The organism is Actinomadura sp. ATCC 39365, from assembly GCF_054392275.1.
In genome coordinates this window covers 4948543-4969835 of the sequence record NZ_CP184335.1, presented here as the reverse complement: position 1 = coordinate 4969835, position 21293 = coordinate 4948543, and the positions used below count along the sequence as shown (strand labels likewise).

Annotated in this window: 22 protein-coding genes; 7 read left to right on the top strand and 15 right to left on the bottom strand. The window is 72.4% G+C overall.

From position 1 onward, the window contains the following. Positions 1-10 precede the first annotated feature (10 nt). The 3 genes from ACNF49_RS24445 (at position 11) to ACNF49_RS24435 (ending at position 5038) form a co-directional block, all read left to right on the top strand. The gene (locus ACNF49_RS24445) at positions 11-3016 is read left to right on the top strand and encodes a M4 family metallopeptidase (protein WP_498702933.1); all 3006 of its coding nucleotides are present in this window, start codon (positions 11-13) and stop codon (positions 3014-3016) included. 170 nt (positions 3017-3186) lie between these two features. Further along, complete coding sequence (locus ACNF49_RS24440) at positions 3187-4521, top strand: hypothetical protein (protein ID WP_482945090.1); 1335 nt, start codon at positions 3187-3189, stop codon at positions 4519-4521. Positions 4522-4552: 31 nt separating this feature from the next. Then, on the top strand, positions 4553-5038 hold the full coding sequence (locus ACNF49_RS24435) for a DUF4232 domain-containing protein (protein WP_482945089.1): 486 nt from the start codon (positions 4553-4555) through the stop codon (positions 5036-5038). 18 nt (positions 5039-5056) lie between these two features. Here the strand turns inward: ACNF49_RS24435 and ACNF49_RS24430 are convergent, their stop codons facing one another. The 3 genes from ACNF49_RS24430 to ACNF49_RS24420 form a co-directional block, all read right to left on the bottom strand. After that, positions 5057-5179: a hypothetical protein gene (locus tag ACNF49_RS24430; RefSeq protein ID WP_357981576.1), complete on the bottom strand. Its 123-nt coding sequence runs from the start codon at positions 5177-5179 to the stop codon at positions 5057-5059. A gap of 51 nt (positions 5180-5230) precedes the next feature. Next, a complete protein-coding gene (locus ACNF49_RS24425) occupies positions 5231-5713 on the bottom strand; it encodes a dienelactone hydrolase family protein (protein ID WP_482945088.1) in 483 nt (160 codons plus the stop codon). A 141-nt stretch (positions 5714-5854) separates the two neighbouring features. Then, a complete protein-coding gene (locus ACNF49_RS24420) occupies positions 5855-6172 on the bottom strand; it encodes a helix-turn-helix transcriptional regulator (RefSeq protein ID WP_357981582.1) in 318 nt (105 codons plus the stop codon). 229 nt (positions 6173-6401) lie between these two features. On the opposite strand from ACNF49_RS24420, the gene ACNF49_RS24415 reads away from it, so the two are divergent. Together ACNF49_RS24415 and ACNF49_RS24410 are read left to right on the top strand one after the other, a co-directional pair. Further along, complete coding sequence (locus tag ACNF49_RS24415) at positions 6402-6785, top strand: STAS domain-containing protein (RefSeq protein ID WP_357981585.1); 384 nt, start codon at positions 6402-6404, stop codon at positions 6783-6785. Further along, on the top strand, positions 6785-7180 hold the full coding sequence (locus ACNF49_RS24410; protein ID WP_357981588.1) for an STAS domain-containing protein: 396 nt from the start codon (positions 6785-6787) through the stop codon (positions 7178-7180). The genes ACNF49_RS24415 and ACNF49_RS24410 overlap by 1 nt, the downstream gene beginning before the upstream one ends. Before the next feature lie 21 nt (positions 7181-7201). On the opposite strand, the gene ACNF49_RS24405 is transcribed toward ACNF49_RS24410, so the two are convergent. The 3 genes from ACNF49_RS24405 to ACNF49_RS24395 are packed head-to-tail and all read right to left on the bottom strand — an operon-like array spanning position 7202 to position 9693. Further along, on the bottom strand, positions 7202-7768 hold the full coding sequence (locus ACNF49_RS24405; protein WP_357981591.1) for a YciI family protein: 567 nt from the start codon (positions 7766-7768) through the stop codon (positions 7202-7204). A gap of 41 nt (positions 7769-7809) precedes the next feature. After that, positions 7810-8997 carry a macrolide family glycosyltransferase gene (locus ACNF49_RS24400; protein WP_482945087.1) on the bottom strand — a complete coding sequence of 396 codons (1188 nt, stop codon included), beginning with the start codon at positions 8995-8997 and terminating at the stop codon, positions 7810-7812. 39 nt (positions 8998-9036) lie between these two features. Beyond that, the gene (locus ACNF49_RS24395) at positions 9037-9693 is read right to left on the bottom strand and encodes a CatB-related O-acetyltransferase (protein ID WP_387674139.1); all 657 of its coding nucleotides are present in this window, start codon (positions 9691-9693) and stop codon (positions 9037-9039) included. Between the two features lie 91 nt (positions 9694-9784). Here ACNF49_RS24395 and ACNF49_RS24390 point away from each other — a divergent pair, with 91 nt between their 5' ends. After that, positions 9785-10405, top strand: a complete 621-nt coding sequence (locus ACNF49_RS24390) for a TetR/AcrR family transcriptional regulator (RefSeq protein WP_482945086.1) — start codon at positions 9785-9787, stop codon at positions 10403-10405. A gap of 57 nt (positions 10406-10462) precedes the next feature. Here ACNF49_RS24390 and ACNF49_RS24385 read toward each other — a convergent pair whose 3' ends face one another. The 9 genes from ACNF49_RS24385 to ACNF49_RS24345 form a co-directional block, all read right to left on the bottom strand. Next, entirely contained in the window at positions 10463-10918 is a 456-nt protein-coding gene (locus ACNF49_RS24385) for an SgcJ/EcaC family oxidoreductase (RefSeq protein ID WP_482945085.1), read from the bottom strand. A gap of 161 nt (positions 10919-11079) precedes the next feature. Continuing rightward, positions 11080-12081 carry a Gfo/Idh/MocA family protein gene (locus ACNF49_RS24380; protein ID WP_482945579.1) on the bottom strand — a complete coding sequence of 334 codons (1002 nt, stop codon included), beginning with the start codon at positions 12079-12081 and terminating at the stop codon, positions 11080-11082. Positions 12082-12128: 47 nt separating this feature from the next. Further along, positions 12129-12869, bottom strand: a complete 741-nt coding sequence (locus tag ACNF49_RS24375; protein ID WP_482945084.1) for a carbohydrate ABC transporter permease — start codon at positions 12867-12869, stop codon at positions 12129-12131. Further along, complete coding sequence (locus tag ACNF49_RS24370) at positions 12862-13737, bottom strand: carbohydrate ABC transporter permease (protein WP_482945083.1); 876 nt, start codon at positions 13735-13737, stop codon at positions 12862-12864. Before ACNF49_RS24370 ends, ACNF49_RS24375 begins: the two co-directional genes overlap by 8 nt. A gap of 84 nt (positions 13738-13821) precedes the next feature. Then, positions 13822-14994, bottom strand: coding sequence for an ABC transporter substrate-binding protein (locus ACNF49_RS24365; protein ID WP_482945082.1), 1173 nt, complete (start codon positions 14992-14994; stop codon positions 13822-13824). A gap of 136 nt (positions 14995-15130) precedes the next feature. Further along, positions 15131-15970 (bottom strand): IclR family transcriptional regulator, encoded by an 840-nt coding sequence (locus ACNF49_RS24360; protein ID WP_482945081.1) that lies wholly within the window; start codon positions 15968-15970, stop codon positions 15131-15133. Between the two features lie 92 nt (positions 15971-16062). After that, complete coding sequence (locus ACNF49_RS24355) at positions 16063-17751, bottom strand: dihydroxy-acid dehydratase (RefSeq protein WP_482945080.1); 1689 nt, start codon at positions 17749-17751, stop codon at positions 16063-16065. Continuing rightward, positions 17751-19199, bottom strand: coding sequence for an NAD-dependent succinate-semialdehyde dehydrogenase (locus ACNF49_RS24350; protein ID WP_482945079.1), 1449 nt, complete (start codon positions 19197-19199; stop codon positions 17751-17753). Before ACNF49_RS24350 ends, ACNF49_RS24355 begins: the two co-directional genes overlap by 1 nt. Before the next feature lie 4 nt (positions 19200-19203). After that, a complete protein-coding gene (locus tag ACNF49_RS24345; protein WP_482945078.1) occupies positions 19204-20592 on the bottom strand; it encodes a thiamine pyrophosphate-dependent enzyme in 1389 nt (462 codons plus the stop codon). A gap of 275 nt (positions 20593-20867) precedes the next feature. Here ACNF49_RS24345 and ACNF49_RS24340 point away from each other — a divergent pair, with 275 nt between their 5' ends. Then, positions 20868-21293: a MerR family transcriptional regulator gene (locus ACNF49_RS24340; RefSeq protein WP_482945077.1), complete on the top strand. Its 426-nt coding sequence runs from the start codon at positions 20868-20870 to the stop codon at positions 21291-21293.

The window sequence follows — 21293 nt, the reverse complement described above, 5'->3', positions numbered from 1 at the left end:
GTCACCCAGAGTGAACAGCACGTTCAAGTCGGGCACGATCGCCGTATTAGCGGCGGCGGCCCTTACCGCCTCGATGACAGGCGCCGCCGGCGCCGCCTCGAAGGCGCACTTATCCACCGCGGCGACCACCGTCGCCAGGACCGAACCCCCGGCGTTCGCGCCGGCGGACCCCAAATCGCGCGACCGCGCGAAAGTGAACGCCGACGCGGCACTCGCCGCCGGCGCCGAACGCCTGCACAAGGGCTCCGGCGACGCCTTCACTCTCTCGTCCAACGTCGCCGGAACCTACGGCCTGCAATATCTGACCTACGAACGCACCTACAAGGGCCTGCCCGTCTACGGCGGCGAGGTCGTCGTGGGCACCGACCGGGCCGGCCAGGTGATCCAGCAGGTGGTCACCGGCCAGACCGCGAAGATCAAGGTCGGCACCGAGCCCTCGGTCACGGGCCGGCAGGCGGCGGCCACCGCCAGAGCCCTCCTGCCGCAGGTGGACGAGGTGACCACGGCGAAGCTGGTCGTGCACGCCACCAGCGCCACGCCCAAGCTGGCCTGGCGGGTCCAGGTCGCCGGGCGGACGGCCACCGGCAGGCCCAGCGTCCTCGACGTGTTCGTGGACGCGCGCTCCGGCTCGCTGATCGACAAGTTCGACAAGGTGCACGAGGGCACCGGCCGCGGCTTCTACAACGGCACGGTGACGATCGACACCAGCGGCTCCGCCGGCTCGTACCGGATGGTGGACACCACCAGGCCGGGCCTGCAGTGCGGCGGCCAGAACGGGTCGGCCTACACCAAGAGCAGCGACTCCTGGGGCAACGGCTCGGGCACCGACCTGGAGACGGCCTGCGTGGACGCGCTGTACGCCGCCCAGATGGAATGGAACATGCTGCGCGACTGGCTGGGCCGCAACGGCCACAGCGGGACGGGCCGCTCGTTCCCCATCCGGGTCGGGCTGAACGACGTCAACGCGTTCTGGAACGGCTCGTACACCACCTTCGGTCACAACCAGGCCGGCAACCAGCAGGCCACCCCGATGGACGTCGTCGGCCACGAGTTCGGCCACTCCGTCTTCACCAACACCCCCGGCGGCGACAACGGCAACAACGAGGTCGGCGGCCTGAACGAGTCCACGGGCGACATCTTCGGCGCGCTGACCGAGGCCTACGCCAACAACCCGAACGACCCGCCGGACTACCAGGTGGGCGAAGAGGTCAACCTCGTCGGGAACGGCCCGATCCGGTACATGTACAACCCGTCCCAGGTCGGCGACCCCAACTGCTACAGCACCGCGATCCCCACCACCGAGGTGCACGCGGCGGCCGGGCCCCAGAACCACTGGTTCTACCTGCTGGCCGAGGGCAACAACCCCGGCGGCGGCAAGCCGAGCAGCCCGATCTGCCAGGGCGGACCGTCCTCGGTGACCGGCATCGGCATCCAGAAGGCCGGCAAGATCTTCATGGGCACGCTGCAGGCCAAGACGCAGCCGTGGACCCACGCCAAGGCGCGGGTGGCCTCGCTCAACGCCGCCAAGGCGCTGTTCCCGAACAGCTGCGTGGAGTTCAACGCGGTCAAGTCCGCCTGGGACGCCGTGAGCGTCCGGGGCACCAGCGACCCGACCTGCGTGGCCAACCCGGACACCTTCTCGCTGCAGGTGAGCCCCGGCTCCGGCGCGGCCGACCCGGGCGGCGCGGCCGCCACGACCCTGAGCACGGTGACGACCGGCGGCAACGCCCAGCAGATCCAGCTCAGGACGGGGACGCTCCCGGCGGGCGTGACCGCCCAGTTCAACCCGGCCACCATCCAGTCGGGCCAGTCCTCCACGCTGACCCTCAACGTGGCGGCGAGCGCGGCTCCCGGGACGTACACCGTGCAGGTGATCGCACAGGGCACGGCCCAGACGCAGACGCAGAACTACACGCTCACCGTCAACCGGCCGATCCCCGACCAGTTCTCGCTGACGCTCAGCCCCACGTCGGGGTCCGTGGACGCGGGCGGCAGCACCGCCTCGACGCTGACCACCACGACCACGAGCGGCAACGCCCAGCAGATCCAGCTCAGGACGGGGACGCTCCCGGCGGGCGTGACCGCCCAGTTCAACCCGGCCACCATCCAGTCTGGCCAGTCGTCGGCGCTGACGCTCGCGACGGCGTCCTCCGTGCCGGCCGGGACGTACACCGTGCAGGTGATCGCCCAGGGCACGGCACAGACGCAGACGCAGAACTACACCCTGACCGTCTCCCGGCCCGGTGACCCGGACGCGTTCTCCGTCCGGCTCGACCCGGAGGCGGGCACCGCGACGGCCGGGGGCACCGTGGCCACCACGGTGAACACGGCGACGACCGGCGGGCAGCCCCAGCAGGTCACACTGTCGGCCACCAAGCTGCCGAACGGCGTCACCGTGGCCTTCGACCCGGCCACGATCCAGTCGGGCCAGTCGTCCAGGCTGACCTTCACGGTGGCCTCGACGGCGAAGAACGGCACGTACCCGATCACGGTGACGGCCACCGGCACGGCGCAGACGCAGACGGCGAGCTACGCGCTCACGGTCACCGGCGGCACGCCGGCGGGCGACTTCACCGTCGCCGCCGACCCGTCGTCGGCCACCGTCACGGCGGGCGCGACGGCGACCACCACGCTGAACACGCAGGTCACCACCGGCCGGCCGATCCCGCTCACGCTGGCGGCCGACGGCGTGCCGCCGGGCGCGACCGTGACCTTCAGCCCGTCGTCCATCAACTCGGGCGAGTCGTCCACGGTGACGGTGACCACGTCGTCGAGCACGCCGGCGCAGACGTACACGATCACTCTCAACGCGAACGGCGCCGCCAGCCACGGCACGTCGTTCTCGCTGACGGTGAACGGTGGCGGCGGCGGTGACACCTGGCAGGAATGGCACGCCTACAACGCCGGCGACGAGGTCACCTACCAGGGTGTCCGCTATCGCTGCGTGATCGCCCACACCTCTCAGCCGGACTGGACGCCCGACGTCGTACCGGCTCTGTGGCAGCGGATCGGATGACGGTCCGCCCGGTGCCCCACGTACCCGGGGGGTGACTGAGGGCCGGAGCGGAGGGGGTCCCACCGGACCCCCTCCGTTCTGGTTTCCGGACGCCCCGGCATGGTTTGATCATGTTCGTGGCCCTTCAGTAGGGTGGGCGCCCCGGTCGCCTGTTCTGGGTGGGAGTGCCCGTGCGCCGTTACCGCTTCGGCCTGGTCGCGATGCCCGTCGCGGTGGCCTACGTGGCCCTCGTCGCCGGCCTCGGGGGCTTCGCACTGGTCACCGGCGAGGTGTCCCTGCTCTGGTTCGCCGTCGTCCGCGGGTGGGGGCCGGGCCCGGCCGCCTCCTGGTGGATGGTGCCGATGCTGGTGCTGGTCGGCGCGGTGCAGGGCTGGGTCTACTGGCAGGTGCTGCGCGGGCGCCGGCGCGACGCGCGGCCGAGCCCCGACCGCCGGATCGCCCTGTTGCGCGCCGTCCTGTACGCCGACGTCGCCCTCTCCCTGCCGCCCTTCTCGCTCCTGTACTCCTGGGAGGAACCGGTCGCCACCGGGGCGCTGGTCACCATGCTGCTCGTCCAGGGGGCGATGGTCTGGCTGTTCTCCGTCGCGGTGGGAGGTGCCCTTCCGGCCTGGGCGCGGGTCCTCATGCTCGTCCTGGGAACGGCGGACGTGCTCTTCGGTCTCGGTCTCACCCTCTCGCAGGCCCTGCTGTTCGAGCCGGGCATGATCTTCTTCAGCATCGCCCTGCTGGGGGGCGTGCCGGGGATGGCGTGGCTGGCGCTGTTGCTGACGGCCCAGGCTCGGGATCCGCGCTGGAGCCGGGCGACCGTGGCGATGGGCGTTCTGTCGCTGGTCACGTCGTTCGTCCAGCCGACGTCGTTCGCGTCCTCCTCCGCCACGCCGCTGGAGGTGCTGACCTTCTGGGTGCTCCACGCGCTCGGCGTCGTCGGCCTGGGGTGGCAGGCGCGCTCGGCGCACGAGCTCGCCGGGCCGCCCGCGTCGCCGTTCGGGCCCCGGCGTGCGCCCGCGCGGATCCCGGCCCGGCCGTGGTGGTGGGTCGCACCGGCGGTGGTGCTGCCGCTGGTCCCGGCGGCCGTCAACCTCGCGGGCGGGATGCCGTTCTGGATCGGCCCCCGGGGCGCGGTCGAAGGGGTGGTCGCCGAGGGCGCCGTCGGCCTGGCGGCGGCTCTTGCATGGCTGGGGCTCGACCTGCTCCCGGGGGTCGGCGGGGTCGCGCTGGTCGTGCTGGTGGCCGTCCTGCGCGGCACCGTCCGCCTGGTGCGGGCGACGGGGGCGGCGCTGGTGCTGCTGGCCGCCGTGGGCGTGGTCAGCGCGCTGACCGCCGCGCCCACCGCGCCGCGCGATCCGCCCTCGGCCGACCTGCCGCTGTATCCCGACGGCCTGTTCGTCACCGGACCGGTGGGTGAGCTCGCCTTCGGGCTCTCGCCGCTGTGGTTCAGCGCCGCCTTCCTCGCCTCCGCCGTCGTCCTGACGCTGCTTGTCGTACGGACCGACTCCCGGCCATAACTTTCACCGCGTTCCCTGCGTCGAACACCACATGAGACGCTTCACCACCGCCACGCTCGTGGCCGGGCTGCTGCTGGCGGGCGGGGCCGCGCCGGCGCTGGCCGGCGAGTCCGCCCCGGTCCGTCGCTGCTCGGCCGCCCAGCTCCAGATACGCCTGGGCACGATCGACGCCGGCGCGGGCAACAGGAACGCGCCGCTGGTGTTCACCAACGGCTCACGCACCGCCTGCACCCTGTACGGCCACCCCGGGCTGATCATGATCGACAAGCAGGGCGACACCCTCCGCACCCGCGTCCGCCGCGCCGCCGGCCCCAAGCACCGGGTGACGGTCCGACCGGGCGGCAGCGCCCGCACCACCCTGCACTGGACGGTCGTCGAGACCGGCGCCGAGACCGCCTGCCCGAGCCCCGCCCGCCTGCTGGTCATCCCGCCGGACGAGCGGTCGTACCTGAACGTGCCCTTCGACGCCGGGCAGGTGTGCGACGGCGGACGGCTCGACGTCACCCCGCTGGCCTGACGACCTCGCGGGGGCGGGTCAGCGCAGCAGCACGTTGACGACGACCGTGAGCACGGCCGACAGCAGCAGCGAGATCAGGATCATCGCCAGACAGCCCGGCCAGCCGCCCAGCGGTCGCACGTCCCAGTTCCCGAACCTCATGCCCGGCCCCTACCCGGGGCGGCCGGGGTCGTACCCGGGCCGGGGCAGGGGTCAGAGGCCGGCGACGAAGTCGAGGGCGACCGCCCAGGCGCGTTCGGCGGCCGGGGCGTCGTAGTCGGGCAGGCCGGGGTCGGTGAACAGGTGGCCGACCCCCGGGTAGCGGAAGACCTCGACGTCGGCCCCCGCCCGGCGCATCTGGAGGTACCAGGCGTTGAGCCAGTCGACCGGCTCGTAGAAGTCGGGGTCGGCGACGTGCAGCTGCACCGGCAGGTCGTCGGCGGCGGCGCTCTCGGCCATGTCGGAGGTGCCGTGCATGAGCAGCAGGCCCTGGGAACGCTCGTCGCCCAGCGCGAGGTTCTGGGCGATGGCCGCGCCGAGGGAGAAGCCCGCGTAGACCAGGCCGTCGCCGGACAGCGGGGCCGCCGCCGTGATGGCCCGCTTCAGCAGCTCCTCGCTGCCGATCTCCTCCTTGATCGCGATGCCCTCCTCGGGCGTGTCGACGACGCGGCCGTCGTAGAGGTCGGGGACGTGCACCTCGTGCCCCGCCCCCGGAGCCTGTCGGCGGCCTGGTGGACGGCGGGCCGCAGGCCGTACATCGAGTGCAGGAGGAGAATCCGCGCCATACGCGCAGCTTAGCGGCCGTGGACGAGTGCGCACCGGCCCGGCCGCGGCGGGTCAGCCGTCCTGGGCGGGCAGGTCGTGGGCGGTGAACATGTCGATCAGCAGACGGACGGGCAGCCCCGCCTCGGTCGGGTAGCGGAACTGCCGGTCGAGGTCGAGGCTGTAGCGGTTGCGGCGGCCGATCCGCTCGCGGGTCAGGTAGCCGGCCTGGTAGAGGTCGGAGACGATGTTCTGGACGGTGCGTTCGGTGACGCCGATGCGGGTGGCGATGTCGCGCAGCCGCACGTCGGGGTCACGGGCGATCTCCACCAGCACGCGGGCGTGATGGGTCAGGAACGTCCACGTCGCCGGATGGTCTTCAGGGTCGGGCACAGCCTCTGACGCTTTCTGCCTGGACGTCCCGGATCCGCGGGGCGGGACGAAAATGCTTACATGAAGATCCTATGACGAAACCTCTTTCCTGTAACCCTCTTCGCCCCTAACCTTGGGTCGTGGGGCGGACCTGACGCCGTCCCGACCGGCCAGGCCCACTTGGGGAACAACAGATGTCCGTCACCCAGACGCACCTTGCCGCCACGTCGAGCGCCACCACCAGGCCGCCATGTCAGTGCTCGACATGAGCTGCCGGCCGGTTCCGGCCGGCGTGCTGGTCACGGTTTCCGGTGAGCTCGACGCCACCAACGCCGATCGCCTGGAGTCCGCCATTCGCGACGCCCATCGCCCCGGCCGCTCCCTGGTCCTCGACCTGGGCGAGCTGACCTTCATGGACAGCAGCGGCCTGCACGTGCTGCTGCGGGCGCACGACGACGTCCGCGACGCGGGCGGGAGCCTGCGCCTGGCCGCCGTACGGGACATCCCGGCCCGCATCCTGGAGATCACCGGGGTGTGGGACAGGCTGCACATCCACGCCGGTGTGGAGGAAGCCGTCGGAGCGGCTGCGGACGCCATGTCTGATCGGCTGCCGGATGATGTGGAGCGGTTGTGATGCACCTGGCCAGCAGCTACCTGCCGGGAATCACCGTGATCACGGTGGCCGGCGAGGTGGACGCCACCGCCTCCGGCCACCTGGAGACCTACCTCGACCAGGTGCGCCGCAGCCTGGACGAGCACCTGATCATCGACGCGCACCGGCTGACGTTCCTCGACAGCTCCGGGCTGTCCGTCCTGCTCGCGGCCGCCACGCTGGCCCGCGCGCACGGCGTCGACGTGCACCTGGCCGGTCTCCAAGCCACGGTGGCCCGGCTGCTGGAGATCACCGGCACCGTCGAGCTCGTGACGATCCACGACCGCGTCTCCCAGGCCGTCACCGCGGTGGAGGCCCTCCGGGACGCCGGGCCCGAGGAGCCCGGTGAGCCCGCCGAGCCTTCCGAGGCCGTCTGACCTTCGCGTGGCCGCCGGTCGTCATCGACGGCCGCCGAACTCCCAGTCGTGCACCTCGATCCCGGCGTACCGGTCGGCGGTGAGGACCGCGCGGGCCGCGTCCGCGTCCGGCGCCCGGACCAGCAGCGCGGTGCCGACCCAGGTGGCGCCGTCGTCGGACAGCAGCGGCCCGTACGCGATCAGCTCGTCGCCGTCGGCCGGCGGGACGAGGTCGGCGGGCTGCCCGGAGCCGAGGCCCAGCACCAGGTACCGGTTGCCGCCCTGCCGGCCGCCGGGGAACTCCCACATGGTGCGCCCCAGCACGTTGCGCCAGCGGCGGAGCAGCACGTCGCGGTAGACCCCGGCCTGGTAGTTGGGCTCGTCGAAGGCGAACGCCCGCGCGGCGGCGGGGTCGGGCAGGTCGACGATGTGCACGCTGCCGGTGGCCGCGTCGGTGTCGCGGTCGAGGGTCGGGCCGCGGGCGATCAGTTCCGCTTCGTACCGGTCCATGTAGGACCAGTGTGCTTCCCCCAACTCCTTGCGCAGGGGGCCCGATCCGGGACGGTCACGGTGGTGGCAGAAGAACTCCATGCCGAGAGTACCTACCACGTGACCTCCTCCCGGTCACAACCGGCGCACGGCCCGGCGGCTCAGCCCAGCATCTGCTCGACGAGGTCGGCGGCGCGGGTGGTGCCGCCCTCGGCCCGCGCCTCCGCCTGCAGGCGCGTCAGGCGGCGGGCCACCTCCGGGTCGCCGGTCAGCTCGGCCAGCGCGGCGCGCAGGGCCTCGGCCGTGGCGTCGGGGGTGTCGATGCGGCGGGCCACGCCCAGCTCCACGAGCCGGTCGGCGTTGGCGAACTGCTCGGCCCCCTGCGGGACGGCGATCATCGGCACGCCCGCCAGCAGCCCCTCGCAGCAGCCGCCCATGCCCGCGTGGGTGACGAACGCGTCGGCCTGGTCGAGGATCGCCCGCTGCGGCACCCACGGGTGCACCTCGACGTTGGACGGGATCTCGCCCAGCTCCCCCACGTCGGTGTACTTGCCGATCTGCAGCACGACGTGCCAGCCGGGCAGGTCGCCGAAGGCCGCCAGGCACCGGCGGTAGAACTCCGGCTGACGGGTGTAGGCCGACCCCAGGGAGATCAGCAGGACGTTCTCGGCGTCGCCGGGACGGCTCCAGCCGCCCTGCCCGCGCAGGTCGTGACAGGGGCCGACGAAGGTCACGGTGGCGGTGTCGACCTGGTCCGCGTGCGGCTGCATCGCCCGCGGGATCAGGGCCAGCGCGCGGGGCGGATGGCCGGAGAAGGCGTCGACGTCGGTGGTGGTGGCGCCGGATCCGGCGAGCCAGCCGGCGAACCTGGCCCGGTAGGCGTCGGCTCCGGGCAGCTGCCACAGCTGCGCCGCCACCTCCTCCTGGTAGCCCTTCCAGGCCACGAACGTCGGCGACAACTGCAGCAGGGGACGGCCCTGCGCCTCGGCCAGGGCCCGCGCGGCGTAGGCGCCGATGTCGTACAGGTAGAGGTCGGCGGGGTCGTGGTCGTAGGCGGCGCGCAGTTGCGGGAGCGCCTGGACGGCGTCGTCCAGGAAGAGGCCCATCGCCGCGATGGGGTCGTCGGGCCAGTCGTTGTCGGCGACCGGCAGCGTCGAGGAGCACGGGAGCAGCTCGGCGCCGGTGCCCGTGACCAGGTCGCCGACCGCCGGGTCGTTGGCGTACGTCACCCGGTGGCCGCGGGCCACCAGCTCGCGGACGATCTCCAGGCTGGGCAGGACGTGGCTGACGGCGGGGATGCCGACCATGGCGATGTGGGCGCGGCGGCGGGACATGGGCGAATCACTCATTTCGGGTTCTGCGCGGCGGGACGGGTGCTGGACGGCGGGTCAGGCGCGGCGCGCGCCCGGGGCGGCGGCCTCCAGGTCGGCGACGCTGCCCGACATGATCGTGCGCACGTGTTCGGTGATGTGCTCGGCGGGCCAGTCCCACCAGGCCACCGCGAGCAGGCGGGCGACGTCGTCGGCCGGGTAGCGGGTGCGGATGAGGCGGGCCGGGTTGCCGCCGACGATCCCGTAGTCGGGCACGTCGGAGGTGACCACGGAGCCGGCGCCGATGATCGCGCCGTGCCCGATGCGCACGCCGGGCAGCACCGTCGCGCCGTGGCCGAACCAGACGTCGTTGCCGACGACGGTGTCACCGCGGTTCGGCAGGCCGGTGAGCAGGTCGAAGTGGTCGGACCACGAGCCGCCCATGGTGGGGAAGGGGAAGGTCGAGGGGCCGTCCATGCGGTGGTTGGCGCCGTTCATGATGAACCGCACCCCGGTGCCCAGGGCGCAGAACCTGCCGATGACCAGCTTCTCCGGGCCGTAGTGGTAGAGCACGTTGCGGGTCTCGAACGCGGTCGGGTCGTCGGGGTCGTCGTAGTAGGAGAACTCCCCCACCTCGATCAGCGGGGACTTGACCAGCGGTCGCAGCAGCACCACCCGTGGCTGGGCGGGCATCGGATGCAGGACGGTGGGGTCGGCGGGGACGCGGGCGTTCATGGATCTCTTCCTTCCGCCACTGCTAATGCGACAACTTGTACATTAAGATGGTGGCATGCCGACGTCCGCCTCGCAAACGGGAAAGGCAACGATGACGCCCGAGAGCCCGTCGCCCGGCCCGCGCCGCCGCCCTGGTGGCCGTACCGGTCGCATCCGCGCGCAGGTTCTCGACGCGGTCCGCGCCGAGCTCGGGGAGCACGGCTTCGACGGCCTGACCCTCGACGCCGTCGCGGCCCGCGCGGGCGTGCACCGCGCGACGGTCTACCGGCGCTGGCGGGACGTCGGCGGCCTGCTCGCCGACGTCCTGGAGGCGACGGGCGACGACGACTGGGAGCCCCGGGACACCGGCTCCCTGCTGGGCGACCTGGCGGCGCTCAACCACGAGAACCAGGCGGCCATGACCGCGCAGCCGTCGATCGCCGCGGCCCTGATCGCCGCCTCGTTCCGCTCGGAGGAGGCCGCCCGCGGCTTGCGGCGGCTCTGGGAGGACCGGTACACCCGTTGCGAGGTCATCGTCAGGCGGGCGGTCGAGCGGGGCGAGCTGCCGGCCGGCACGGACGCGCGGCGACTGCTCCTCGCCGCGACCGCGCCGCTCTACCACCACCTGGTGCTCCTCCGCACGCCCCCCGACCCGGACCTGCCGGACCAGGCGGCGCGGACGGCCGCGCTCGCCGCCGCGGCCGGCGCCTTCGCCCCTCCGCCGGAACAGTGAGCCCGGGTCGCGGTCAGGACGAGCCGGGCCGTGCGGGGTGAAGGTGCGGGCGAGGGTTCAGGCGTGGGCGGCGGGCTTGCTGGCGGGCTGGAACCTGAAGGAGACGGCCTCCATGAGGGCCTGGTGCTTGGTGTTCTGGAACGCGGCGATCTTCCAGCCGCCGTCCGCCTGCCGGACCATCGTGTAGGTCTGGATCTTGTGCAGCTTGCCGGGCTTGCCCTTGTAGGTGTCGCCTCGGGTGACGACGAGGGCGGCGTCGGGGCCGGCAGGACGGATGCCGACGGTCTCACTGGCCAGCCTGGTGCCCTTGACGAAGCTGTCGAACAGCACCTGGTGGGCGTCGCCGATCTCCCGGGCGCCGGTGTAGAGGGTGCCGACGTACGTGATGTAGGTGGCGTCCTCGGTGAACAGGTCGCCGTACGCGCCGCCGTCGGCCCGGTTCCAGGCGTCGGCGAGACGGTCGAGCACGGAGGTGATGGCGGCGGCGTCGGCGGCGGTGAGGGTGTCGCTCATGGTCAACCTTCCCCAGGTAGCTTCCCGAAAGCATTTGCTTCTTAGAAGATTTATCTTCTCTAAAGAAGAGATTAGAAGAGGGGTCGGCCACTGTCAACTCTCGGGAGCGTCCCCGGCGCGAGAGGCCGTGCCGGGGAGCTCGGGATCGGGAAGGCGCGAGGTCAGGGGCGGGAGAGCGCCGGGACGGCCGCGCGGCCGGTGCGGGCCGACTCCTGCGCGGCCAGCGCGAAGGCCAGGACCTCCCGGCCCTGTTCGCCGGTGAGCGTCGGCGGGGTGCCGTTGAGCAGGGCGTCCACGAAGTGGCGGCCCGACCGGACGAAGCTCGTCTCCCAGCCGGTCGGCATGTCGTCGTAGCCGGTGGTGACGCCGTCGCGGTGCAGGACGACCGGGGCGACGTCCAGCATGCGGCCATGGCCGCGGGTGATCCAGATGACGCCGCGGGTGCCGGTGATCTCCACCCGGTCGTCCTGGGCGTAGTGCACGGTGTCGAGCTTGAGCTCCGGCGAGTGGACGACCTCCAGTGCGCCGACGGCGCCGTCGGGATGCGTCCAGCTCACCATGGACGGCGCGTCGATCAGGCCGTCGTAGCTGCTGCCGACGAAGGCGTGGACGCGGTCGGCCATGCCCAGGAAGTGCCAGGCGATGGCGAACTTGTGGTGCCCGTCGTCGAACACCAGCGGGCCGCCGCCGCACTGCTCGGGATCGACCCGCCAGGCGCTGGCCGCGGCGGGCACCTCCCAGGCGGTGGGGCTCCAGCCGGGGTTGGACTTGAGCCGGATGCTGCGCACGTCGCCGATCTCGCCGGCCTCGACGAGCTGCTTGGCCCGCTGGACGGGCGGGTAGAAGACGAAGTTCTCGAACACCTTGAAGACGACGTCGCGCTCGGCGGCGCGGGTGATCATCGCGTCGGCGTCGGCCAGGTTCGTCGCCATCGGCTTCTGCAGCGAGACGTGCTTGCCCGCGTCCATCGCGTCGAGCGTCACCTGGGCGTGCAGGTGGTGGGGGACGAGGATCTCCACCATGTCGACGTCGTCGCGGGCGAGCAGTTCGCGGTAGTCGGCGTGCCGGTCGCGCTCGGCCACGCCCCAGGCCGCCCCGCGGGTGTCGCGGTTGCCGGCGACGGGGTCGCAGACCGCCGTGATCACCGCCTCGGGATGTTCCAGGTACGCCTGCGCGTGCAGGTCGGAGATGCGGCCGCAGCCGATGATGCCTACGCGCCGACCATCACGGTCCGCATGGTGTCGGAGCGGGTGAAGACCAGCGGGTAGAGGAAGTCGTTCCAGATGAAGGTGAACTGGAGCGTGGCCAGGGCCGCCAGCGCGGGCCGGGTCATCGGCAGCACGATGGAGGCCAGGATGCGCGGCTCGCCGGCGCCGTCGACCAGGCCGGCCGCCCGCAGTTCCATCGGCAGGCTGCGGAAGAAGTTGCGCATGACGAGCGTGCAGAGGGAGATGCCGTAGCCGGAGTGGACGACGATCATCGGCCAGAGCGTGTCGTACATGCCGGTCGCGTTGAACCCCTGGAACAGCGGGATCAGCAGGATCTGCGGCGGCACGAACAGCCCGGCCAGCAGGAAGAACCCGACGAGCTCGCCGAAGCGGGGCCGCAACATCGCGATCGCGTACCCGGCCAGCGTGCCGAGCGCGACCGAGATCACCGTCGCCGGGACCGTCACCAGGACCGAGTTGAGCAGGTAGCGCCCGGTGCCGCCGACGGCGAACGCCTGCAGGTAGTTGTCCAGGCTGAGGCTGCCGCTGGGAGCCCACAGGCCGTTGGCGGCGATGTCGGCGTCGGACTTCAGCGAGGTGTACAGCACGCCCAGGCAGGGGACGAGGAACACCACCGCGAAGCCCAGCAGGGCCGCGGCCAGCGGGGCCTTCAACGAACGTTTCCCCGCGGCGGCCGGGGCGGCCGGGATCGCGCCGCGGGTGACCAGGGCGGTTTCAGGCATGCCGGTCCCTCCAGGCATTCCAGGCGAAGAACAATCCGATGATCACGATCGAGACGACGAACAGCACGATCGACACCGCGCTGCCGTAGCCGAAGTCGTAGGTCTTGAACGACACCCGGTAGGCGAGCACGGCCAGCGTCTCGGTCTGCCGGAACGGTCCACCGCCGGTCATGACGTAGACGATGTCGAAGCTCTTGAGCGCGTTGATCAGGCTCAGCGAGATGACCACGACGGACGAGGGCCGCAGGGCGGGCAGCACGACCGCGCGCAGCCGCTGCCAGGCGCCGGCGCCGTCCATGTGCGCCGCCTCGGTCAGGTCGCGGGAGACCGCGGTGAGCCCGGCCAGGAAGATGACCATGGCCAGCGTCACCTGCTGCCAGCCCCAGGCGACCATCACCGCCCACAGGGCCGTGTCCGGGTCCGCCAGCCAGGCGTGTGCCAGTGACCCGAGCCCGACGGCGTCGAGCAGGAGGTTGAGCAGGCCGTCCTCGGGCCGGTAGATCCAGAACCAGACCTGGCCGACCACCACGAGGGACAGCGCGAGCGGCAGGAAGAAGAACGACTTGATCAGCTTGGCGAACCGCGTGACGCGGTTGAGCGCCAGCGCCAGCGCCAGGCCGACGACGGTGGGCACCAGCACGCCCGCCACCGTCCAGATCAGCGTGTTCACCAGCGCTCGCGCGAAGCTCGGGTCCGCGGCCATGCGGCGGAACTGGGCCAGCCCGACGAAGTCGCCGCCACCGACCGCCTTCCAGTCGGTGAAGCCGTGCGCGAAGGAGTACAGCGCCGGCCACACGACGGCGATGCCGTACGCGAGGAGCGGTGCGGCGAGGAATCCCCAGGCCCACCAGGTCCGCCGGATCGTCATCCGCGCATACCTCCTTTCTGTCGAATCTTGTGAATGTCTCGGGCGGGTGGCCCCGGGCGCTCGGCGACGGCCCGGGGCCGCCGGTCAGGAGCCGGCGAACACGCCTTCGGCGGTGCTCTGGGCCTCCTGCAGCGCGGAGGCGGCGTCGGCGGGGTTGTTGACGAACTGCGCGAGCGCGTTGAGCCCGGCGTCGGACATCTCCGGGGTGGTCGCCAGGTCGTAGTTGAAGGCGAACACGGGAGCCTCGCCGACCACCTTGGCGGCCTTGTGCATGATCTCGTTCTGCTTGCTCAGGTCGGCCTTGGGGTTGGGCGCCAGCGCGCCCTGGGTGAGCGCGACGGCCTGCTGCGCCTCGGGCGCGGCCATGCAGGCGAGCACCTTCTCGGCCCCGGCCCTGCTCGCGGCGCCGGCCGAGATCGCGAACCCGTCCACCGGGCCGAGCGCGGCCTGCGGCACGCCGGGGGTGATCTCGGGGAAGGGGAAGAAGTCGTACCCTTCGCCCGCCTTGACCTGGTTGCCGTCCCAGTAGCCGCTGATCCAGGTGCCCATGAGGGTCATCGCGGCCTTGCCGGAGGAGACCATGTCGCCGGCGTCGGGCCAGTCGTAGCCGTTGGGGTTGTCGTTGAAGTAGCCCTTGTCGAAGAGCTGCTTCCACCGGTCGAACGCCTGGGTCACCTGCGGGTCGGTGTACTTGGCCTTGCCCGCCATGAGCTGGGCCCGGTAGTCGGGGCCGGCCGTGCGCAGCAGCAGGTAGTCGAACCAGAACTGGGCGGGCCAGCGGTTCTTGGAGCCCAGCGCGAACGGCGTGATCCCGGCGGCCTTGAGCTTGCCGGCGGCGGCCATCAGGTCGTCCCAGGTCTTGGGCATCTCGGTGATGCCTGCCTTGGCCATGGCCTTGGGGTTGTAGAACATGCCGACGTAGTGGTAGTCCAGCGGCAGCAGGTACTTCTTCCCGCCGTAGGTCGCCGCGGCCTTGGTCAGCGTCTCGGGGATGGCCTGGTCGAGGCCCGATTTGGCCCACATGTCGTCGAGCGGCGCCAGGCGCTGCTGGTCGACGAGGTACTGGGTCTTGGCGCCCGCCCAGTACGACAGCAGGTCGGGCGGGTTGCTGCCGGCGAGCTGCACCAGGATGGCGTCCTTGAACGCCTCCTGCTCGGCCGGGCTGTTCTTGATCTTCTCGCCGGACTGCTTCTGGCAGATCGACAGCACCTGGGCCATCGCCTTGCTGCCGCCCTCGTCGCTGAAGTAGTGGACCATGCTGACCTCGCCCTTGGCCGGGGAAGCGGAGCCCCCGACCCGGCGTCCGACCCGCAGGCGGCGGCGAAGAGCGCCGCGGCCGAGGCCGCCGCCGCCAATTTGACCGCGCGCCGCCGAGCGGCAACGCTGTTGTTCGTCATCCGTGGATCTCCGTGGGTGATGGTGGGTGGGCGTCGAACTTCGCGGGGACACGCCCGCCCACTTGCTGGGTGATTCGGAACGCGGCGACGGTGACCATCCGGCCGAGGTCGCCGATCCTCGCGAGGGTGACCCGCGAGGCGGGCCCGGAGATCCCGATGGAGGCCAGCGGGACGCCGTGCAGGTCGAAGATGGGGGCCGCCACGCATCTGACGTCGAGGTTGAGCTCCTCGTCGTCGATCGCGTAGCCGCGGCGGCAGACCTGCGCCAGGTCGGCGGCCAGGCTGTCGATCCCCGTGTGCGTGCGCATCGTGTAGGCGGTGAACGGGTCGGGCAGCAGCTCGGCCAGCTCTTCGGGGGTGGCGGTGCAGTACAGGGCCTTGCCGGTGGAGGAGGCGTAGATGATCGGCTGGGCGCCGATCTCGGTCTCGACCGTGATGCGGCCGCCGCGCTGCCGCTCCTGGGCGACGTACACGCCGCCGCCGCGCGTCCTGCGGGCCAGGTGCACGGCCTCGCCGGTGGCGGCGGACAGCTCGCGCATGATCGGTCCGGCGCCGGCGACGAGGTCCACGCCGCGCAGCACCTGGCCGGCCAGGGAGATCATCCGCGTCGAGACCCGGAAGATCTTGGTGGCCGGGTCCTGCTCGACGTAGCCGCGGTCCTCCAGGACGCGCAGCAGCCGGTGGACGTTGCCCTTGTCGGCGTTGACCTCGCGGGCCAGCGCGGTGACGCCGAGCCCTTCGGGGCGGCGGGCGAGCCCTTCGAGGAGGTCCAGCCCGGTGAGCAGGGCGCCCGCCGCGCGGGAGGCGGGCAGCGAGTCGGGGGTCGAGTCAGCCATGGGCGTAGTCAACCCGCCTCGTTGTGCGTACGTCAACTCCGTTGTTCCTTGCGCCGTCACATCGTCCTCCTCTCGTGACCTGGGCGGATGCTCTAGCAGACATCGAAGTCGGCGCCTTCGTGGGCCTGCAGCACGTGGTCGTGGTGCAGGCGCCGCCAGCCGCGCGCGGGCGGGGCCGGCGGGGTCCACTCCTCCCGCCTGCGTGCCAGCTCGACCGGGTCGACCAGGAGCGTCAGCTCGCCCGCCGCGGCGTCGAGCCGGATCAGGTCGCCGTCGCGCACCAGTGCGAGCGGGCCACCGACCGCGGCCTCCGGGGACACGTGCAGGACGACCGTCCCGTACGCGGTGCCGCTCATCCGGGTGTCGGAGACCCGCACCATGTCGCGCACGCCGTTCCTGGCCAGCTTCGCCGGGATCGGCAAGGACCCGGCCTCGGGCATGCCGCCGCCGACCGGTCCCGCGTTGCGCAGCACCAGCACCGAGCCGGGCGTGACGGGCAGGTCCGGGTCGTCGATCCGGCGGGCCACGTCCTCGGGCGACTCGAAGACGACGGCGGGACCCTCGTGCCGCAGCAGCTCGGACGTGGCCGCCGCCACCTTGATCACCGCGCCGTCGGGCGCGAGGTTGCCGCGCAGCACCGCCAGCGCGCCGGTGGGCCCGAGCGGGTCCGCGAGGGTGCGGATGGTGGTCTGCCAGCCCGCGGGCGGGGCGACGTCCGCCAGCCGGTCGCGCAGCGTGCCGCCCTCGATCACCGGCACGTCCAGGTCGAGCAGCGGTTCCAGCTCCTTCATCAGCACCGGCACGCCGCCGGCGCGATGCAGGTCCTCCATGTAACCGACGCCGGACGGCTTGCAGTCGACCAGCAGCGGCACCCGTCCGGCGATGGCCGCCACGTCGTCGAGCCCGAACGGCACGCCCGCCCGCCTGGCCACCGCCAGCAGGTGGATCACGGCGTTGGTCGAGCCGCCCAGGGCCATCAGCACGGTGACCGCGTTGGCCAGGGAACCGGCCGTCACGATGGAGGACGGCCGGCGCCCCGCGCGGGCGGCCTCGACCGCCACCCGCCCCGAACGGGCCCCGGCCCGCAGCCGGTCGCCGGTGGGCGCCGGCGCGGTGGCGGTGCCCGCCGGGCTCATGCCGAGCGCCTCGGCCAGGCACGCCATGGTGGAGGCGGTCCCCATGACCATGCAGGTGCCGCCGGTCGTGGCCAGGGCGCCGCGCACGTCGGCGATGTCGCCCTCGTCCAGCTCCCCGGCCCGGTGCCTGGCCCACATCGAGCGGCAGTCGGTGCACGCGCCGAGCCGGGTGCCGCGCCAGGTGCCGGTCAGCATGGCCCCGGCCACGAGCTGCACGGCCGGGACGTCCGCGGAGACCGCGGCCATGAGCTGGGCCGGCACGGTCTTGTCGCACCCGCCGGCCAGCACCACGGCGTCCATCGGCTGCCCCTTGACCAGTTCCTCGGTCTCCAGCGCGGCCAGGTTCCTGAAGAGCATCGAGGTGGGCGACATGAGGATCTCGGGCAGCGACATGGCGGGGAAGGTCACGGGCAGGCCGCCCGCCTCCAGCACGCCGCGGGCGACCGCCTGCACGAGCTGCGGCATCTCGCGGTGGCAGGTGGTGAACCCGCCGCTGGTGTCGGCGATGCCGACGACCGGCCGGTCGAGGTCGTGCTCGTCGTACCCGGAGGAGGCCAGGAAGGCCCGGCGCAGGAAGCGGCTGAAGCCCTCGTCGCCGTAGGAGGTCAGGCCGCGGTCGACGCCGCGCGGTTCGTCGCCGGTCATCAGGCCCCCCGGAGTCGCAGGTTGACGTACTTGGCGACGGTGTAGTCCGCCAGCCCCTCGGTGCCGCCCTCGCGGCCGAAGCCCGACTGCTTGACCCCGCCGAACGGGGCCTCCGCGGTGGCGATCGTGAGCTCGTTGACCCCTACCATCCCGGTCTCCAGCTCCTCGCCGGCCCGGAAGGCGGTGGCCAGGTCCTCGGTGAAGACGAAGCCCGCCAGGCCGAACGGCGTGGCGTTCGCCCTGGAGATCGCCTCGTCGAAGGTGGCGAAGGTGCTGATGGGCGCGATCGGGCCGAACGGCTCCTCGACCATCACCCGCATGTCGTCGGACACGCCGGACAGCACGGTCGGCCGGTAGTAGTGACCGCCCGGCAGGTCGGCCGGGCCGCCGCCGGCCAGCACGGTGGCCCCACGGGTCACCGCGTCCTGGACCAGCTCGTGGACGGCGTTCAGCCGCCTGGCCGTGGTCAGGGGGCCGACGTCGGTGGCCGGGTCGCGCCCGTCGCCGAGCCGGAGCCCGCGGGTCTCGTCGGCGAACGCCTCGGCGAAGGCGCCGGCGATCTCCTCGTGGACCAGGAACCGGCTGGGCGAGATGCACACCTGGCCGCTGTTGCGGAACTTGGCGCGGGCGCACAGCCGGGCCGCGCGCTCGGGGTCGGCGTCGGGGAACACCAGGACCGGCGCGTGCCCGCCGAGCTCCATCGAGACCGACTTGATCCCATCGGCGGCCAGCCGCAGCAGCTCGGCGCCGACCGGGACCGAGCCGGTCAGGCTCACCTTGCGGATCACCTCGGAGGCGATCAGACGGCGGGAGATGGCCGGGCCGTCGCCGGTGACCACGTTCAGCGCGCCGGCGGGCAGGCCGGCCGCGTCGGCGATCTCGGCGATGAGCAGCGTGGACAGCGGCGCCTCGGCCGGGGCCATGACGATCACCGAACAGCCGGCCGCCAGCGCCGGGGCGATCTTGCGGACCGGCAGCAGCGCGGGGAAGTTCCAGGCGGCGAACGCCGCGACCGGTCCCACCGGCTCGCGGCGGATGAGGATGCGGGTGTCGGGGTCGCGTGCCTCGACCGTCCTGCCGTAGACGCGGCGGGCCTCGTCGGCGTACCAGTCGAACTGGTCGGCGGCGGCCAGCACCTCGCCCTCGGACTGGGCCAGCGGCTTGCCCTGGTCGAGCGTCATGACCAGGGCGAAGCGCTCGGCCTGGGCCCGGATGCCGTCGGCGATGCGGCGCAGGATCCGCGAGCGTTCCCAGGGCTGCGTCCGCCGCCAGGTCGCGAAGCCCTCTGCGGCCGCGTCCAGGGCCAGGTCGAGGTCGGACGGGCGGGCGACGGGCAGCTCCGCCAGGAGCTCGCCGTCGGCGGGGTTGTGCACGGGGAACGTCTGTTCCGCCCGGTGCCAGGCGCCGGCCACGTACATCGCGGCGGGCGGGAGCGGGTGGTGGGTCATGGGTTCACAGTCCGATCTCGTGGCGCAGCTCCTGGGTGCCCGCCACCCAGTTGCCGACGTTCCAGCGGCCGTAGGAGGGAAGGCCCCCGTCGGGGTCGGGGCCGAAGTAGACGGGGACGTGCACGAGCGACAGGCCGGGGTGGGCGCGGGCCTTGTCGAGCGCCGCCCGCAGCTCCTCCGGGGTGGTGCCGCCGGACAGGGCGTTCACCCCGCTCACCGACGACGCCCAGGCCACGTAGTCGACGGCGACGTGGTCCCAGGTGGCGTGGTCCGTGCCGTACTGGGCGATCTGGAGGCTGGAGATGGCGGCCATCCGCCGGTTGTCCAGCACCACGACGCAGCCGGTCGCGCCGTGCGCCACGCCGTCGATCAGCACCTGGGGGTTCATGGTGAACGAGCCGTCGCCGGTCACCGCCACCCCGTACCAGTCGCGGCCGGACATCGCGGTGGCCAGCACCGCGCTGGTGGCGAACCCCATGTAGCTGGCGCCGGCCTCGGTGAAGGACGCCTCGGGCTCGTCCTGGGCCGACATCTGGAAGCCGTACGCCTGGACGTCACCGGCGTCGAAGAACGTGACCGCCCGTGTCTCGGCCGCCCACTGCGCGACCGTGTGCACGGCGGCGGGCTGGGTGAGCACCTCGCGCTCCCAGACCGGGTCGTGCAGCCGGGGGCGGGCCAGGCGGGCCGCCTTGACCTCCTCCCAGGCCGCCCTGGCCGCCCGGCACTCGGCCAGCCACGGGCTGTCCCGGCGCGGGCTCCCGCCGGCCGCCCGCACGGCCTCGACCAGGGCGGCCAGGCTCAGCCGGGCGTCGCCGACCAGGGCACTGGTACGGGCGTAGTGCGTGGCCGCGTCCAGGTCGGCGTTGATGTTGACGACGTGCCGGACGCCGGGATACCCGGTGCGTGAGGAGTCCGCCTGGCAGACCGAGCGGGTGCCCACGGCGACCAGCAGGTCGGCGTGCTCCATCGCGTGGTTGCCGCTCAGCGAGCCCTTGGCGCCGCCGACCATCATCTGGCGCGGATGGCCCGAGGGGATGATGCCGAGGCTGACCGGCGACATCACGAACACGCCGTCGACCAGGTCGGCCAGCTCCTCCAGCTCGGCCCGGCATTCCGTGGCGCCGCCACCCACCTTGACCACCACGCGTTCGGCCGCCAGCAGCCGGCGGGCGATCTCCGCGTACGACGTGGCGGGGTTGGCCTCGCCGAGCCGCGGCGGCGCGCCGACCGGGAGCTCGTCGAGGTTGAAGCCCCTGATCAGCTCCGGCTGGGTGTTCAGCGGCAGCAGCAGGTAGAAGGGCCCCGGCCGGTACGGGTGGTCCACCTGGTTGAGCCCGCGGCGCAGCGCCGTGGGCAGGGCGCGGGGTGTGTGCAGCGAGTAGGCCGGGCCCATCGTGGCCGCCAGCCGCAGGAACAGCCACCGGCGCGCGCGATCGCCGCCGCCCGCGCGACGCGTTCAGCAGTCATCCTGCTCGACTCCCCCTCCACCGTTCTCCTTCGACGTCGTCGACGTTGCGGTGAAATTACAACGCCGTTGATGTATCGGCAATACCTTGTATCGGAAAAGGAGCATGAGGGGGCAAAAAGGCGGATTTTGTTGTTCATCTGACAACAAGCACCAGGTCAGGGCCGTTCGGGCCCGGTGAGCTCGCGTATGCTTGCGGTCCCATGAGTGAGCAGTTGACGATCGGCGAGCTGGCCGAACGGACCGGGGTCGCCACCTCCGCGCTGCGTTACTGGGAGGAGCTCGGGCTGATCCCGGCGCCCGAACGCGTCTCGGGGCAGCGGCGTTATCCGCCGTCGGCGGCCGAGCTGGTCGCGATGATCCTGCTGCTGCGCGAGGTCGGCCTCACGTTGCGCGAGATCAGGACGTTCGTCGCGGCCCGGTCCGAGCCGGGCGACGGGTGGCGGGAGCTGTACCGGCGCAAACTCGCCGAGCTGGACGAGCGCATCGCCCGCGCCCAGGTGGCGCGCAACGCCATCGCGCACGGCATGGCCTGCCCGCACGAGAACGTCTTCGAGTGCCCCAACTTCACCGGCGCGGTCAGGGCGCGGCTGGCGGGGGCGTCCCTGGAAGAGGCCCACCAGCACTGA

Coding starts and splice junctions, on each gene's coding strand:
- ACNF49_RS24435 (WP_482945089.1), top strand. CDS start 4,553: ATGAGACGCTTCACCACCGCCACGCTCGTGGCCGGGCTGCTGCTGGCG.
- ACNF49_RS24430 (WP_357981576.1), bottom strand. CDS start 5,179: ATGAGGTTCGGGAACTGGGACGTGCGACCGCTGGGCGGCTGGCCGGGC.
- ACNF49_RS24415 (WP_357981585.1), top strand. CDS start 6,402: ATGTCAGTGCTCGACATGAGCTGCCGGCCGGTTCCGGCCGGCGTGCTG.
- ACNF49_RS24410 (WP_357981588.1), top strand. CDS start 6,785: ATGCACCTGGCCAGCAGCTACCTGCCGGGAATCACCGTGATCACGGTG.
- ACNF49_RS24400 (WP_482945087.1), bottom strand. CDS start 8,997: ATGAGTGATTCGCCCATGTCCCGCCGCCGCGCCCACATCGCCATGGTC.
- ACNF49_RS24395 (WP_387674139.1), bottom strand. CDS start 9,693: ATGAACGCCCGCGTCCCCGCCGACCCCACCGTCCTGCATCCGATGCCC.
- ACNF49_RS24390 (WP_482945086.1), top strand. CDS start 9,785: ATGACGCCCGAGAGCCCGTCGCCCGGCCCGCGCCGCCGCCCTGGTGGC.
- ACNF49_RS24385 (WP_482945085.1), bottom strand. CDS start 10,918: ATGAGCGACACCCTCACCGCCGCCGACGCCGCCGCCATCACCTCCGTG.
- ACNF49_RS24375 (WP_482945084.1), bottom strand. CDS start 12,869: ATGCCTGAAACCGCCCTGGTCACCCGCGGCGCGATCCCGGCCGCCCCG.
- ACNF49_RS24370 (WP_482945083.1), bottom strand. CDS start 13,737: ATGACGATCCGGCGGACCTGGTGGGCCTGGGGATTCCTCGCCGCACCG.
- ACNF49_RS24365 (WP_482945082.1), bottom strand. CDS start 14,994: ATGGTCCACTACTTCAGCGACGAGGGCGGCAGCAAGGCGATGGCCCAG.
- ACNF49_RS24360 (WP_482945081.1), bottom strand. CDS start 15,970: ATGGCTGACTCGACCCCCGACTCGCTGCCCGCCTCCCGCGCGGCGGGC.
- ACNF49_RS24355 (WP_482945080.1), bottom strand. CDS start 17,751: ATGACCGGCGACGAACCGCGCGGCGTCGACCGCGGCCTGACCTCCTAC.
- ACNF49_RS24350 (WP_482945079.1), bottom strand. CDS start 19,199: ATGACCCACCACCCGCTCCCGCCCGCCGCGATGTACGTGGCCGGCGCC.
- ACNF49_RS24345 (WP_482945078.1), bottom strand. CDS start 20,592: ATGGGCCCGGCCTACTCGCTGCACACACCCCGCGCCCTGCCCACGGCG.
- ACNF49_RS24340 (WP_482945077.1), top strand. CDS start 20,868: ATGAGTGAGCAGTTGACGATCGGCGAGCTGGCCGAACGGACCGGGGTC.